At 64.6% G+C, this 14,866-nt stretch carries 14 protein-coding genes; 10 read left to right on the top strand and 4 right to left on the bottom strand.

Going from position 1 to position 14,866, the window contains the following annotated elements; all coding sequences use genetic code 11:
- Positions 1-107: 107 nt before the first annotated feature.
- The 10 genes from CQW49_RS08690 to CQW49_RS08645 are packed head-to-tail and all read left to right on the top strand — an operon-like array spanning position 108 to position 8,587.
- The gene (locus CQW49_RS08690) at positions 108-428 is read left to right on the top strand and encodes a HesB/IscA family protein (RefSeq protein WP_004448285.1); all 321 of its coding nucleotides are present in this window, start codon (positions 108-110) and stop codon (positions 426-428) included.
- A 21-nt stretch (positions 429-449) separates the two neighbouring features.
- Positions 450-1,472, top strand: a complete 1,023-nt coding sequence (nifU, locus tag CQW49_RS08685) for a Fe-S cluster assembly protein NifU (protein WP_004448286.1) — start codon at positions 450-452, stop codon at positions 1,470-1,472.
- Between the two features lie 10 nt (positions 1,473-1,482).
- Positions 1,483-2,682: a cysteine desulfurase NifS gene (gene nifS / locus CQW49_RS08680; RefSeq protein WP_004448289.1), complete on the top strand. Its 1,200-nt coding sequence runs from the start codon at positions 1,483-1,485 to the stop codon at positions 2,680-2,682.
- 15 nt (positions 2,683-2,697) lie between these two features.
- On the top strand, positions 2,698-3,870 hold the full coding sequence (nifV, locus tag CQW49_RS08675) for a homocitrate synthase (RefSeq protein ID WP_004448290.1): 1,173 nt from the start codon (positions 2,698-2,700) through the stop codon (positions 3,868-3,870).
- Complete coding sequence (gene cysE / locus CQW49_RS08670) at positions 3,867-4,610, top strand: serine O-acetyltransferase (RefSeq protein ID WP_004448292.1); 744 nt, start codon at positions 3,867-3,869, stop codon at positions 4,608-4,610. Before nifV ends, cysE begins: the two co-directional genes overlap by 4 nt.
- Positions 4,607-4,942: a nitrogenase stabilizing/protective protein NifW gene (gene nifW, locus CQW49_RS08665; RefSeq protein WP_004448293.1), complete on the top strand. Its 336-nt coding sequence runs from the start codon at positions 4,607-4,609 to the stop codon at positions 4,940-4,942. The genes cysE and nifW overlap by 4 nt, the downstream gene beginning before the upstream one ends.
- 40 nt (positions 4,943-4,982) lie before the next feature.
- Complete coding sequence (locus CQW49_RS08660) at positions 4,983-5,834, top strand: electron transfer flavoprotein subunit beta/FixA family protein (RefSeq protein WP_004448294.1); 852 nt, start codon at positions 4,983-4,985, stop codon at positions 5,832-5,834.
- A gap of 13 nt (positions 5,835-5,847) precedes the next feature.
- The gene (locus CQW49_RS08655; RefSeq protein WP_004448295.1) at positions 5,848-6,954 is read left to right on the top strand and encodes an electron transfer flavoprotein subunit alpha/FixB family protein; all 1,107 of its coding nucleotides are present in this window, start codon (positions 5,848-5,850) and stop codon (positions 6,952-6,954) included.
- A 17-nt stretch (positions 6,955-6,971) separates the two neighbouring features.
- Complete coding sequence (locus CQW49_RS08650; RefSeq protein WP_004448296.1) at positions 6,972-8,279, top strand: FAD-dependent oxidoreductase; 1,308 nt, start codon at positions 6,972-6,974, stop codon at positions 8,277-8,279.
- Positions 8,280-8,293: 14 nt separating this feature from the next.
- The gene (locus tag CQW49_RS08645) at positions 8,294-8,587 is read left to right on the top strand and encodes a ferredoxin family protein (RefSeq protein ID WP_004448297.1); all 294 of its coding nucleotides are present in this window, start codon (positions 8,294-8,296) and stop codon (positions 8,585-8,587) included.
- A 224-nt stretch (positions 8,588-8,811) separates the two neighbouring features.
- Here the strand turns inward: CQW49_RS08645 and CQW49_RS08640 are convergent, their stop codons facing one another.
- The 4 genes from CQW49_RS08640 to argB form a co-directional block, all read right to left on the bottom strand.
- Positions 8,812-11,526, bottom strand: a complete 2,715-nt coding sequence (locus CQW49_RS08640; protein ID WP_004448298.1) for a valine--tRNA ligase — start codon at positions 11,524-11,526, stop codon at positions 8,812-8,814.
- A gap of 166 nt (positions 11,527-11,692) precedes the next feature.
- Entirely contained in the window at positions 11,693-12,976 is a 1,284-nt protein-coding gene (gene eno / locus CQW49_RS08635) for a phosphopyruvate hydratase (RefSeq protein WP_004448299.1), read from the bottom strand.
- A 102-nt stretch (positions 12,977-13,078) separates the two neighbouring features.
- The gene (locus CQW49_RS08630) at positions 13,079-13,939 is read right to left on the bottom strand and encodes a pyrimidine 5'-nucleotidase (protein WP_004448300.1); all 861 of its coding nucleotides are present in this window, start codon (positions 13,937-13,939) and stop codon (positions 13,079-13,081) included.
- 4 nt (positions 13,940-13,943) lie between these two features.
- Entirely contained in the window at positions 13,944-14,828 is an 885-nt protein-coding gene (argB, locus tag CQW49_RS08625; RefSeq protein WP_004448302.1) for an acetylglutamate kinase, read from the bottom strand.
- Positions 14,829-14,866: the final 38 nt, after the last annotated feature.

The raw sequence follows: 14,866 nt of genomic DNA, 5'->3' as shown, positions 1-14,866 counted from the left end.
GTCGACAGCTTCGGCAGAGTGGAATCACTTGATTCTGGATGTCGAACGCGGTTGGCATAGCGGTTGCTAATTCCTTTGCAGGACATTTCCGCAAAGGGGTTCAACAGATGATCGAGCTCACAGACAGCGCCTTGAACGCGGTGCGTTCGGCCATTTCCGGCGCCGGCCAGGAGGTCGAAGGCCTTCGCATCATGGTCGAAGCCGGAGGCTGCGCGGGCTTCAAATATATGATGGGTCTCGTCAACGAGGCGAATCCCGCCGACCACTTGTTCGAGCGCGACGGCGTCAAAGTGTTCGTGGAGGAAGGCTCGCTCGCCTATCTCGACGGCACGAAGGTCGATTTCGTCAATGGGCTCGAGGGTTCCGGCTTCACTTTCGAAAATCCCCAAGCCAAATCGAGCTGCTCCTGCGGCAAGTCTTTCGGCTGACGGATCGAAAGGAGCGCGGCGATGTGGGACTATTCGGAAAAGGTCAAGGAGCATTTCTTCAATCCGAAGAATGCTGGCGTTCTTTCGACCGCCAATGCGGTCGGCGAGGTCGGCGCGCTCGCTTGCGGCGATGCGCTGAAGCTGATGCTCCACATCGACCCGGTCACCGAAATCATTCTCGACGCCCGCTTCCAGGCCTATGGGTGCGGTTCTGCGATCGCCTCCTCGTCGGCGGTGACTGAGCTGGTCATCGGTAAGACGTTGGCTCAGGCTTCGGCGATCGGAAGCCGAGACATCGCCAATCATCTGGGCGGACTGCCGGTCGAAAAGATGCATTGTGCGGTGATGGGCTATGAGGCGCTGCAATCCGCCCTCGCGGCGTTTCGCGGCGAGGCCCGGAGATTCGAGCATGAGGAGGGCGCGCTCGTTTGTCGCTGTCACGGCGTCGACGAGCGGGTGATCGAGGGCGCGATCCGCGAGCATCAGCTCACTTCGGTCGAGCAGGTGACGGCCCGCACGATGGCGGGCTCGGGCTGCACCACCTGTTACGAACGGATCGAGGATATTCTCGTTCGCGTCACTGCCGAGGCGCTCCGGATTCAGGAAGCGGCACAGATTGCCGCCGAGGCCGCCGCAGCGCAGGCCAAGGAGCCCGCGCCGGGCACGGTGACGCTGCTGGCCGCGCGTCCCCGGCCGGCTCAGCCTCGCGCCGAGACTCCGCGACCGGCTTCCGCAGTCGCTGCGTCGTCGCCGCTGACTCCGTCGTCGCCGCTTCCGCCTCCTTCGGCGGGGATGACCAATCTGAAGAAAATTCGCCTCATCGAGGAGACGATCGAAGATTTGCGCGTCTATCTGCGCAAGGACGGCGGCGATTGTGAGCTCATCGATGTCGATGGCTCCAACGTGCTCGTCAGCCTGACGGGCGCTTGCGTCGGCTGTCAGATGGCCAGCGTCACCGTTTCTGGCATTCAAGAGCGGCTCATCGCCAAACTCGGCATTCCCATGCGGGTGATCCCCGTCGGCCGCAACGCCCATGGACTTTGAGGAGCGCGCCATGACCGCGATCTATCTCGACAACAACGCCACGACCCGCACCGATCCTTCCGTGGTCGAGGCGATGCTGCCCTATTTCTCCGAGAGCTTCGGCAATGCGTCATCGGCGCATTCGTTCGGCGCCAGCGTCGGTGAAGCGGTGAAGGCGGCGCGGCAGCAGCTGCAGGCGCTGCTCGGCGCGGCGCATGATCATGAGATCATCTATACCTCTGGCGGGACCGAGAGCGACAATGCGGCGATCCTCTCGGCGCTCGAGGCGATGCCGGATCGCAACGAGATCGTGACTAGCAAGGTCGAGCATCCGGCGATCCTGTCGCTCTGCGAGCATCTCGAAAAGACCGGACGCGCGAAGGTCCATTTCATCGGCGTCGACAAATTGGGCCAGCTCGATATCGAGGCCTATCGCGCCGCGCTGTCGGACAAGGTCGCGATCGTCTCGCTGATGTGGGCGAACAATGAGACCGGGACGATCTTTCCGATCGAAGGCTTGGCCGAGCTCGCCAAGCAGCATGGCGCGTTGTTCCATACCGACGCGGTTCAGGCGGCGGGAAAGACGTCGATCGTGCTGAAGGACAGCGCCATCGACATGCTGTCGCTGTCGGGTCACAAGCTGCATGGTCCCAAGGGGATCGGCGCCCTCTATGTGAAGAAAGGCGTGCGCTTCAAGCCGCTCATTCGTGGCGGCCACCAGGAGCGCGCGCGACGGGGCGGCACCGAGAATGTGCCGGCGATCATCGGGCTCGGCAAGGCCGCCGAGCTGGCGCTCGCGCATATGGCCGAGGAACAGGGGCGCGTGAAGGAGATGCGCGATCGGCTGGAGAAGGCCGTGCTTCAGCGCGTGCCGAACTGCCTCGTCAATGGCGACCGCAACGATCGTCTGCCCAACACGCTCAATCTCGCTTTCGAATATGTGGAGAGCGAGGCGATCCTGCTGCATCTCAATCGGGCTGGCGTCGCCGCCTCGTCGGGTTCCGCCTGCACCTCGGGGTCGATGGAGCCGAGCCACGTTCTCAAGGCCATGGAGGTGCCGGAGGCGGCGTTGCATGGCGCGGTGCGTTTCTCATTCTCGCGTGACAATCAGGCGAGCGACGTCGATCGGGTGATCGAAACGCTGCCGCCGATCGTCGAGAAGCTGCGCGAGATGTCGCCCTTCTGGGCCGACGCCGAGAAGAAGACCAACGACAAGCCCGTATTCGCGTGAGTGGTGGGATCCCCCGTGAGCGAGCAGCCCCGCATCTTCATCAACGACACGACGCTCCGCGACGGTGAGCAGGCGCCGGGCGTCGCCTTCACCGCGGCGGAGAAGCTGGCGATTGCGCGTGCGCTCGCAGCCGCCGGCGTCGACGAGATCGAGGCGGGCACGCCAATCATGGGGCGCGACGAGATCGATGCGATCGGCTCGATCGCCACGGCTGGCCTTCCCTGCCGCGTGATGGCGTGGTGTCGTCTCGACGAGCGCGACGTGGACGCCGCGATCGCCGCCAATGTCGCCCATGTGAATATTTCCTCGCCGATGTCGCGGTTGCAGATCGGCGTCAAGCTGCAGGCGGATGTGGAAGGCGCGGCGGAACGCGTCCTGCGCGTCGTCTCCTACGCGCGGGACAAGGGGTTGAGCGTCGCGCTCGGCGGCGAGGATTCCTCGCGGGCCGATCCGCGCGACATCGGCAGGATCGCGCGCGCTGCGGCGAGCGCGGGCGCCATCCGGTTCCGATACGCCGACACGCTCGGCATTCTCGATCCGTTCACGACCTATGAATCGGTCAAACGTGTGCGCGAGGAGACCGATCTGGCGATCGAGTTTCACGGTCATGACGATGTCGGTCTCGCGACCGCCAACACGCTGGCCGCGGTGCGCGGCGGCGCGACCCATGCGTCGGTCACTGTGCTCGGCCTCGGCGAGCGCGCCGGCAACGCTGCGCTCGAAGAGGTGGCGACAGCGCTCGGCCATGTCGCGCATGGCTGCTCGGCCGTCGATCCGAAGCGTCTGCAAGGCCTCGCCAGGCTGGTCGCGAGCGCGGCGCGCCGCAAGATCGGCCGTAACAAAGCCATCGTCGGCTCCGACATCTTCACTCATGAGTCCGGCATTCACGTCGCGGCGCTGCTCAAGGATGTGCGCACCTATCAGGGGCTCGATCCGGCGTTGCTCGGGCGGCGCCATCGCATCGTCATCGCCAAGCATTCCGGCGTGAGCGCGATCCAGAAGAAATGCGACGAGCTCGGCGTCGACGTCGATCGTGAGACCGCTGCGCGCGTGCTCGATCACGTCAAGATGCGGGCGCTCGCGGAAAAGCGACCGGTCAAGCGCGGCGAGTTCATTCGCCTCGTCGATCGCGTGTTGGAAGAGACGGCGGCGCGTCACGCCGGCCAGACCGTGGGGAGCCCTTCATGAGCGTTATATCGGTGGGCGCCTCGCCTCGGCTCGCCTCTACGAAAGGGCTGTTCGCGCTCATTCGGGAAGACGTCGCCTGTGTTCCGCAGCGCGATCCGGCGGCGCGCAGCTCGCTCGAGGTGGTGCTGTTCTATCCGGGCGTGCATGCGCTGATCTGGCATCGGATCGCCAATCGGCTGTGGCGCTCCGGGCGCAAGTTTTCCGCGCGCGGATTGTCATGGTTCGCGCGGCTCGTCACCAATATCGACATTCACCCCGGCGCGACGATCGGCGAGCGTTTCTTCATCGATCACGGCGCGGGCGTCGTCGTCGGCGAGACCGCGGTGATCGGCGACGACGTGACGATGTATCATGGGGTCACGCTCGGCGGCACCTCCTGGTCGCCCGGGAAGCGCCACCCGACGCTCGAGGACGGCGTGCTGATCGGCGCGGGGGCGAAGATTCTCGGACCGATCACGGTCGGTCCGCGTGCACGCATCGGCGCCAATTCGGTGGTGATCGAGGACGTGCCGCCGGAAATGACCGTCGTCGGCATTCCTGGGCGCATCGTGCGCGAGCAGCGGCGGCGCTCGGGCCACGACGGCCGCATCGATCTCGAGCATCATCTCATTCCCGATCCGGTCGGCGACGCGATTTCCGTGCTCATCGACCGCATCGATTTCCTCGAAGCGCGGCTCGCGCATGTGCAATTGCGCGTCAACGAAGCCGCTCATCGACCCACCGGAGACAGCACGCCATGAGCTTTCTGGATGATCTGCGCAAACTCTCGGCCGCCGAGGAATTCTTCGACATTCTCGGCGTGGAGTACGATCCGACAGTGGTGCGGCACTCGCGCCTGCACATCCTGCGACGCATGGGCGAATATCTGCACAAGAGCGCGCCCGATGGCGCGACGGATGAGGAGATCCGCGAGAACTGCCGCGCTTTCCTCGCGCAGGCCTATCAGGACTTCCTCGTCTCGACGCCGATCGAGCAGCGCCTGTTCAAGGTCCATAAGGACGCCGTGAAGCCGGCCGAGGAGCCCAAGAAGCCGTTCGTGCCGCTCGGCAATCTCACGGTGTCGAACGGATGATCATCAATTTTGCGCGTCGGGATCGGGAAAGGATGGACAAATGAAGATACTCGTCTGCATCAAGCAAGTTCCCGACAGCGCCCAGATTCGCGTGCATCCTGTCACCAACACGATCATGCGGCAGGGCGTGCCGACGATCATCAATCCTTATGATCTGTTCTCGCTCGAGGAAGCGCTGAAGCTGCGCGACAAGTTCGGCGGCGAGGTGACGGTGTTGACCATGGGGCCGCCTATGGCGGAGAACGCGCTGCGCAAGACGCTGGCGATCGGCGCGGATCGTGCGATTCTGCTCACCGATCGCTTCTTCGCCGGCGCCGACACTCTCGCGACCACTTATGCGCTCGCTCAGGCGATCCGCAAGATTCAGAAGACATGGGGCGATCTCGATCTGGTTTTCACCGGCAAGCAGACGATCGACGGCGATACGGCGCAGGTCGGCCCAGGCGTCGCCAAGCGGCTCGATCTGTTGCAGCTGACCTATGTCTCCAAGATCGTCGAGGCCGATGCGGAGAAGCGCGAGGTGGTCATCGAGCGGCGCGCCGAAGGCGGCACGCAGGTGCTGAAGACCAAAATGCCCTGCCTCATCGCCATGCTCGAAGGCACCAATGAGGTGCGCCGCGGCTCGATTTCCGATTCGCTGCGGGCGGCGCGCGCCGAGATCATCACCTGGAGCGCCAAGGACGCGGAGATCGAAGATCTCACCAAATGCGGTTTGAAGGGGTCGCCGACCATCGTGAAGAAAGTGTTCGCGCCGACGCCGCGCACCGAGCGCGCGGCCTTCGTCGAGCCGGGAAAGACCGCGGGCGAGTCGGCGGATGCGATTCTCGAGGCGATCTTCAAGCGCCATCCGGCGCTCAAGGAAGACATGACGAAATTGGCCAGTGGGTTCTAAAGGAGAAGCGAGAATGTCCGACAAGCCCGCCCCCGCCGCGCCGCAGCAGAGCCGCGCCAGCGCGAAAAAGGAGCTCCCGGAGCATTTCCGCGGCTATAAGCATGTGTGGGTGTTCGTCGAGCTCGAGCGCGGCGTCGTCCATCCGGTCTCCTGGGAGCTGCTCGGCGCCGGTCGCAAGCTCGCCGATCAGCTGAAGGTCGATCTCGCCGCCGTCGTGCTGGGCGCGCCGGGCGAGGGCACGCGCAATGCGATTCAGGAAGCCTTCTATCACGGCGCGGATCTCGCTTATCTGGTCGAGGATCCGATCCTTTCCGACTATCGCAACGAGCCGTTCTCCAAGGCGGTCACGCAGCTCGTCAACACGCATAAGCCAGAAATTCTGCTGCTCGGCGCGACGACGCTCGGTCGCGATCTCGCCGGCTCGGTGGCGACGACGCTGCTCACCGGCCTCACCGCCGACTGCACCGAGCTCGCGGTGGATGGCGACGGCTCGTTGGCCGCGACGCGTCCGACCTTCGGGGGCTCGCTGCTGTGCACGATCTATACGCTGAACTATCGTCCGCAAATGGCGACGGTGCGTCCGCGGCAGCTGCCGACGCCGGCGCGTGATGCGACGCGCACCGGCCGGGTCGTCGAGTTCAAGCCCGATCTCGACGAGGACAAGATCATCACCAAGCTGCTGAAGTTCATTCCGGACCGCGAGTCGGCCAAGAGCAATCTCGCTTTCGCCGATGTCGTCGTCGCCGGGGGCCTCGGCCTGCAGAGCGCGGAGAATTATCAGCTCGTGCGCAATCTCGCCTCCGTTCTCGGCGCCGAGTTCGGCGGCTCGCGTCCGCTGGTGCAGAAGGGCTGGATCACCTCGGATCGGCAGATCGGCCAGACCGGCAAGACCATCCGTCCGAAGCTCTATATCGCCGCCGGAATTTCCGGCGCGATTCAGCATCGCGTCGGCGTAGAGGGGGCCGATTGCATCGTCGCGATCAACACCGACAAGAATGCGCCGATCTTCGATTTCGCGCATGTCGGCATCGTGACCGACGCCATCCGCCTGCTGCCCGCTTTGACGGAAGCCTTCCGCCAGCGGCTCTCGCCTGAAAACGCCGACCGGCTCGCCGGCTGATCCCCTCGGAGATTGATATGATCGAAGAAAAATTCGACGCGATCGTCATCGGGGCCGGCATGGCCGGCAACGCCGCCGCCTATACGATGGCCTCGCGCGGGCTGAATGTGCTGCAGCTCGAGCGCGGCGAATATGCGGGCTCGAAGAATGTGCAGGGCGGCATTCTCTACGCGGACATGCTGGAGAAGATCATCCCGGACTTCCGCGAGGAGGCGCCGCTCGAGCGGCATCTCATCGAGCAGCGCTTCTGGATGATGACCGATCGCTCGCATACGGGCATGCATTATCGCTCGGATGATTTCAACGAGGAGCGTCCGAACCGCTACACGATCATTCGCTCGCAGTTCGACCGCTGGTTCAACAAGCAGGTTCAGGCGCAGGGCGCGATCGTCATCAGCGAGACCACGGTCACCGAGCTCGTCAGCGACGCCTATGGCAAGGTGATCGGCGTGCGCACGGATCGCAGCGGCGGCACGGTGTTCGCGGATGTCGTGGTGCTCGCGGAAGGCGTCAACGGATTGCTCGGCGCGCGCGCCGGCCTGCGTCCGACGCCCAAGCCCGACCATGTCGCGTTGGCGGTGAAGGAAATGCACTTCCTGCCGCGCGAGACGCTCGAAGCGCGCTTCAACCTCCATGGCGATGAGGGCGTCGTGATCGAGGCGGCCGGCACCATCTCCAAGGGGATGACCGGCATGGGCTTCGTCTACACGAACAAAGAGAGCATTTCTGTCGGCTTTGGTTGCCTCGTGTCGGATTTCGCCGAAAACGAGGAGACGCCTTATGGAATGCTGGAGAACTTCAAATCGCATCCGTCGATCGCGCCGTTGATCGAAGGCTCCGAAGTGAAGGAATATGCCGCGCATCTCATTCCGGAAGGCGGTTTCAAGACGATTCCGGAGCTGTTCGGCGACGGCTGGGTGGTCGTCGGCGACGCGGCGCAGCTCAACAACGCCATTCATCGGGAAGGCTCGAATCTTGCTATGACCTCCGGGCGGCTCGCCGGCGAGGCGATCTTCCAGGTGAAGTCGCGCAAGGATCCGATGACGAAGCAGAATCTGGCGCTCTACAAGAAGCTGCTCGATGACAGTTTCGTGATGAAGGATCTGAAGAAATACAAAGATATGCCGGCGCTGCTGCACACGCAGGCGCATAATTTCTTCCTCGACTATCCGACCCTCGTGTCGAAGGCGATGGAGAATTTCTTGCGTGTCGACGGAACGCCGAAGATCGAGAAGGAAAAGGCGTCGGTCAGAGCCTTCCGCCAGAAGCGCTCGCTGACGGGATTGGTCGGAGATGCATGGCGCCTGGCTCGCGCCTGGCGTTGAGAGGAGGATTTGCGATGTCGACGCAAGTTGCGCGAGTCGAGGAGAAGCTGTTCCAGAACCGCTATCTCGTCGACCAAGGAAAGCCCCATATCGTCGTGCAGCCGCACACGACGCCGTCGAAGAATCTGTTGGCGATGACCAAGATCTGCCCCGCCGGCTGCTATGAGCAGACGGCCTCCGGACAGGTCGAGATCACGCCGGATGGCTGCCTCGAATGCGGCACCTGTCGCGTCCTGTGCGAGCCGCAGGGCGATATCGTGTGGAATTATCCGCGCGGCGGCTATGGCGTGCTGTTCAAATTCGGCTGAGCGTGCGTGCGCTCGGGGCAGGGCCGTCATTGCGAGAAAAGCGGCGTAGCGAGTCAGAGGCCGGGCTATGGCTCTGGGTCGCTTCGCTGCGCTCGCAATGACGGGGAGGGACGAAACGTCGCGCCCTTGTGACAGCATCGTCGTGAAACGGACATGAACGAACCGAAACGCCCCGCCGATCGGCGGGGCGTTCGCGTTTTGAGAAGAAACCGAAGCGTGTGGCGTCAGCCGAGCCGCTTCGCGGCCGCCGCCAGCTTTTCGATGCGGGCGCGCAGATCGTCGAGGCGATCGCGATTTTCCTCGATCACCTCTTCCGGAGCACGCGCCAGGAAGTCGGCGTTGGCGAGCTTGGCCTCGATCTTCTTCACATCGCCCTCGAGCTTCGCCGTCTCCTTGACGAGCCGGATCTTCTCGGCGGCGAAATCGATCATCCCTTCGAGTGGAATGGCGGCGAGCACGCCGCGCACCAACAGCTGCGCGCTGCTCTTGGGCGCTGTATCGGAAAAGCCGATCGAGGAGAGACGCGCGAGCTTGCGCGCGGTGTCGCCCCAAACGGAAATGCGCGCCTCGACCTCGGCGCCGGCGGCGACCAGCACCAGAGGCGCCTCGGCGCCGGCGGCGAGATTGAGCTCGGAACGTACCGAGCGCACCTCCGAGACGAGGTCGACCACCCAGCCGATCTCCGCTTCGGCGGCCGCGTCGCGCAGCCCCGTCAGCGCGGGCCAGGGGGCGAGCGCCAGCGGGGTCTCGCGCGGCGGGCCTTCCAGGCCCTTCACGCCCCACAGCTCCTCGGTGAGGAAGGGCATGAAAGGATGCAGCAGCGCATAGATCTGGTCGAGCGTGAAAGCGGCGGCGGCGCGCGTCTCGTCCTTGGCGGCGCCGTCCTCGCCCTGCAGCAGCGGTTTTGCCAGCTCCAGATACCAGTCGCAGAACACGTTCCAGACGAAGCGATAGGCGGCGCCGGCGGCATCGTTGAAGCGATAGGCCTCGATCGCGGCGCCGATCTCCTCCGCCGCGCGCGCGGCTTCGCTCACGATCCAGCGGTTCAGCGTGATCTCGTTGCGCGCCGGATCATAGCCGGGAACACGCGCGCAGCCGTTGATCTCGGCGAAACGGGAGGCGTTCCACAGCTTGGTCGCGAAATTGCGATAGCCTTCGACGCGCTGCGTCGCCAGCTTGATGTCGCGGCCCTGCGCGGCCATTGCCGCCAGAGTGAAGCGCAGCGCGTCGGCGCCATAGTCGTTGATGAGATGCAGCGGGTCGATGACATTGCCCTTCGACTTCGACATCTTGGCGCCCTTCTCGTCGCGGACGAGGGCGTGGATATAGACGTCGTGGAAGGGGACCTCTTTTTTGAAATAGAGGCCCATCATCATCATGCGCGCGACCCAGAAGAAGATGATGTCGAAGCCGGTGACGAGCACGTTGGTCGGATAGAAGCGCTCGAGCTCCTTCGTCTCGTCGGGCCAGCCGAGCGTCGAGAACGGCCACAGCGCGGAGGAGAACCAGGTGTCGAGGACGTCTTCGTCGCGTGTCAGCGCCACATCGCGCCCGAGCCGCGCGCGCGCCGCCGCGAGCGCTTCCTCTTCGCTCTCCTCGACAAAGACATTGCCGTCGGCGTCATACCACGCTGGAATGCGATGGCCCCACCACAGCTGGCGCGACACGCACCAGGGCTGTATGTTCTCCAGCCAATCGAAATAGGTCTTCTCCCAATTCTTCGGCACGAAATGGGTGCGGCCCTCGCGGACGGCGGCGAGCGCCGGCTGCGCCAGCGTCTTGGCGTCGACATACCATTGGTCGGTGAGGCGCGGCTCCAGCACGGCGCCGGAGCGGTCGCCATGCGGCACCATATGCTTATGCTCGGACACTTCGGCGAGCAGCTCGCGCTCCTCCATCATCGCCACCACGCGCGCGCGCGCCGCGTTGCGGTCGAGGCCGTGCAGAGCGGCGACGGTCATGTCGAGCTCGGGCGAGGGCGCCACATGCTCGAAGAAATCGTGATTGCCCTCGAGCGTCACGCAGCCTTCGGCGTCGAGCACATTGATGAGCTTCAGCCCGTGGCGGCGGCCGACCTCGAAATCGTTGAAGTCGTGCGCCGGCGTGATCTTCACCGCGCCCGTGCCCTTCTCGGGATCGGAGTATTCGTCGGCGACGATCGGGATCAGGCGTCCGACGAGAGGCAGACGCACATTACGGCCGACGAGTTTCTGATAACGTTCGTCCTCGGGATGCACGGCGACGGCGGTGTCGCCGAGCATGGTCTCGGGGCGCGTCGTCGCGACCGTGATATAGTCGCCGGTCGGCTGGCCGTCCTGATAGACGATCGGATAGCGGAAGTGCCACAGATGCCCCTTCACCTCGATCTGCTGGACCTCGAGGTCCGAGATGGCGGTGAGCAGCTTCGGGTCCCAATTGACGAGGCGCTTGTCCTTATAGATGAGCCCGTCGCGGTGCAGCTGCACGAACACTTTGGCGACGGCGCGCGAAAGTCCCTCGTCGAGCGTGAAGCGCTCGCGCGACCAGTCGCAGGAGGCGCCGAGGCGCTTCAACTGTTCGACGATGACGCCGCCCGACTCCGCCTTCCAGGCCCAGACCTCCTCGAGGAATTTCTCGCGGCCGAGCTCGCGGCGGTGCTGCTGGCGCTCCATCAGCTTGCGCTCGACCACCATTTGCGTCGCTATGCCGGCGTGATCCGTGCCCGGCTGCCAGAGCACGTCGCGGCCGCGCATGCGCTGATAGCGCGCCAGAATGTCCTGCAGCGTGTTGTTGAGCGCATGGCCCATATGCAATGAGCCGGTGACGTTCGGCGGCGGAATGACGATGGAAAAAGGCTCGGCGCCGGCGCGCTCGGGCCGGCCGGCGCGAAAGGCGCCGGTCGCCTCCCACAGCTCGCGCATCCGCGATTCGATGGCGGCGGGATCGAAGGTTTTTTCCATAGGCATGGGATAGGGCCGGTCGGTTTGGCGGCCTCTCGGGCCCCTCCCGACCCTCTCCCTTGTCGCGGGAGAGAGAGCAGTTTCGGCCCTTCACCGAGGTCGCTGCGAAGCGCTGATCGTGAGCGTCAACCCTCTCCCGCGGAGCGGGGGAGGGACGGGGAGGGGGCTAAGCCAGCCCCTTCAACGCATTGCGGCCGGCGTAGATCGCCGCCGGTCCGAGCTCCTCCTCGATGCGGATGAGCTGATTGTATTTGGCGACCCGGTCCGAGCGGGCGAGCGAGCCGGTCTTGATCTGGCCGCTGTTGGTGGCGACCGAAATATCGGCGATCGTCGAATCCTCGGTCTCGCCGGAGCGATGCGAGATCACCGTCGTATAGGCGGCGCGATGCGCCATCTCGACGGCGGCGAGCGTCTCGGTCAGCGTGCCGATCTGATTGACCTTCACCAGCAGCGAATTGGCGACATCCTCGTCGATGCCGCGCGACAGCCGATCGACATTGGTGACGAAGATGTCGTCGCCAACGAGCTGGATCTTGTCGCCGAGCGTGTCGGTCAGCAGGCGCCAGCCCTCCCAATCATCCTCGGCCATGCCGTCCTCGATCGTGACGATCGGATAGGAGTCGGCGAGCTTGGCGAGATAGGCGACCTGCTCCTCGATCGAGCGCGACAGCTTCTCGCCCTCATAGACATATTTGCCGTCCTTGAAGAACTCTGTCGCGGCGCAATCGGCGCCGAGATAGATGTCCTCGCCCGGCACGAAGCCCGCGGCTGCGATCGCCTCGACGATGATGTCGAGGGCCGCCTCGGCGGAGGGGAGGTTGGGGGCGAAGCCGCCCTCGTCGCCGACCGATGTCGAGAGGCCCGCTTTCTTCAGCGCGGCTTTCAGCGTGTGGAACACTTCCGCGCCCCAGCGCACCGCCTCGCGCAACGTCGGCGCGCCCACCGGCAGGATCATGAACTCCTGGAAATCGATCGGATTGTCGGCGTGGACGCCGCCATTGATGATGTTCATCATCGGCACCGGCAGCACGCGCGCCTGCACGCCGCCGATATAGCGGTAGAGCGGCAGCGAGGCGGCCTCGGCGGCGGCCTTGGCGACGGCGAGCGAGACGCCGAGAATGGCGTTGGCGCCGAGCCGCGATTTGTTCGGCGTGTCGTCGAGCTCGATCAGCGCCTCGTCGATCGTCGCCTGCTCCTCGGCCTCCATGCCCATCAGCTCGGAGGCGATCTCGTCGTTGACGCTCTGCACGGCGCCGAGCACGCCCTTGCCGAGAAAGCGCTTCTTGTCGCCGTCGCGCTTCTCCACCGCTTCATGCGCGCCGGTCGAGGCGCCGGAGGGAACGGCGGCGCGGCCCGAGGAGCCGTCCTCCAGCGTGACTTCGACCTCGACCGTGGGATTGCCGCGCGAATCGAGAATTTCACGGGCGTGAATATCGATGATTTCGGTCATGCCGGGCCTCATGCGTCGTTCTGACGGAATTTGGCGCGTTGTAGACCGATCTGCGCCGAGGCGAAAGCCTCGAAAGCCGCCGCCTCGAGCTTTTGCGTGAAGCTATCGGGACTGGAGCCCTTCGAGAAATGCGGTGAGATCGCTGGTCGAAAAATCGACATGGGGCTCACGGCCATGGGCGATCTCCCAGGGCTCGCGGCAGTCCTCGCCGCCTTGCTCGGGCGTCACCAGAACCGTGGTCATGCCGCGCCGATGCGGGACGACGAGATTGCGCGCGAGATCCTCGAACAGAACCGCGCGCGTCGGCTCCACCGCATGGCGGTCGAAGAAGCGCTCATAGGCTTCTTCATGCGGCTTGGCGACGAATTTTGCGGCGATGATGTCGAACACATCCTCGAACACATGGTCGAGACCGAGGCGCCGGGCCGTCTCCAGCGCGTGATGGCGCGAGCCATTGGTGAGAATGAGCTTGCGGCCGGGCAGCGCGGCGATGGCGCTCGCCAGCAGCGGGGCGGGCGGCAGCGAGGAGCGGTCGACGTCATGGACGAAGGCGAGGAAGGCGTCGGCGTCGACGCCATGCTCGGTCATCAGCCCGCGCAAGGTCGTGCCATAGCGATGGTAGTAATGCTTCTGCAGGGCGCGGCAGGAAACGCCGTCGAGCCCGAACATGCGGATCATATAGAGCGTGATCCGCTGGTCGATCTTCGGCCACAGGTCGCAGGAGGCGGGATAGAGGGTGTTGTCGAGATCGAACACCCAAGTATCGATATGAGCGAATCTGTCGGCGTCGGTCATGGCGAGCGAAGCGAAGCAATCGAGAGGCCGCCCCACGGCTATGGATTGCTTCGTCGCTTCGCTCCTCGCAATGACGCCCGCCTCGTCATTGCGAGCGGAGCGAAGCAATCCGGAGCCGCGGGGTGGTCCCTCGTCGGCGTCCTCGCTCGGCTCCACGCAATGGGTCAAATCCTCACCTCGTGATCAGCGTGCCCGCGCCATGATCGGTCAGAAGCTCTATCAGCACGGCGTGCGGCAGCTTGCCGTCGAGGATCACGACGCCCTCGACGCCGCGCTCGATCGCATACATGCAGGTCTCGACCTTGGGGATCATGCCGCCGGTGATGGTGCCGTCGGCGACGAGGCCGGGAATGTCGGAAACCTTCAGCTCCTTGATGAGCTGCTTGTTCTTGTCGAGCACGCCGGGCACGTCGGTGAGGAACAAGAGGCGCTTGGCGCCGAGCGCGCCGGCGATGGCGCCGGCGAAAGTGTCGGCGTTGATGTTGTAGGTCTCGCCGTCCTCGCCCTGCGCCACCGGCGCCAGCACCGGGATCAGCTCGCGGCCGAGCACCTGCTCGAGCACAATGGTGTCGACCTTGGCCACCTCGCCGACGAAGCCGAGATCGACCGCGCGGCCATTGTCATGCGCCGGGCGCGCCAGCTTCTCGGCCGTGACCATGCGGCCGTCCTTGCCGCACAGGCCGATGGCGCGGCCGCCCTCCGAATTGATGAAGCCGACGATCTGCTTGTTGATATAGCCGGCGAGCACCATCTCGACGATTTCCATCGTCGCCTTGTCGGTGATGCGCAATCCGTCGGCGAATTCGGATTTGATGCCGAGCTTGCCCAGCATGGCGCCGATCTGCGGCCCGCCGCCATGCACCACGACCGGATTGACGCCCGATTGCTCGAGCAGCACCATATCGCGGGAGAAGTCGCGCGCGACCCTGTCGTCGCCCATGGCGTGGCCGCCATATTTCACGACGACGATGGCCTCGTCATAGCGCAGCATATGCGGCAGCGCCTGCATCAGGATACGGGCCTGCTGGAGCGCGCTGTCGGCCGAGTCTTCGGTCATGGTCCGCCTTCGGGTGAGAGAAGCGCGAAGCCGTTTAG

This window comes from Methylosinus trichosporium OB3b (genome assembly GCF_002752655.1).
Lineage (GTDB): Bacteria > Pseudomonadota > Alphaproteobacteria > Rhizobiales > Beijerinckiaceae > Methylosinus > Methylosinus trichosporium.
This window is presented reverse-complemented; position numbering and strand designations above follow the sequence as displayed.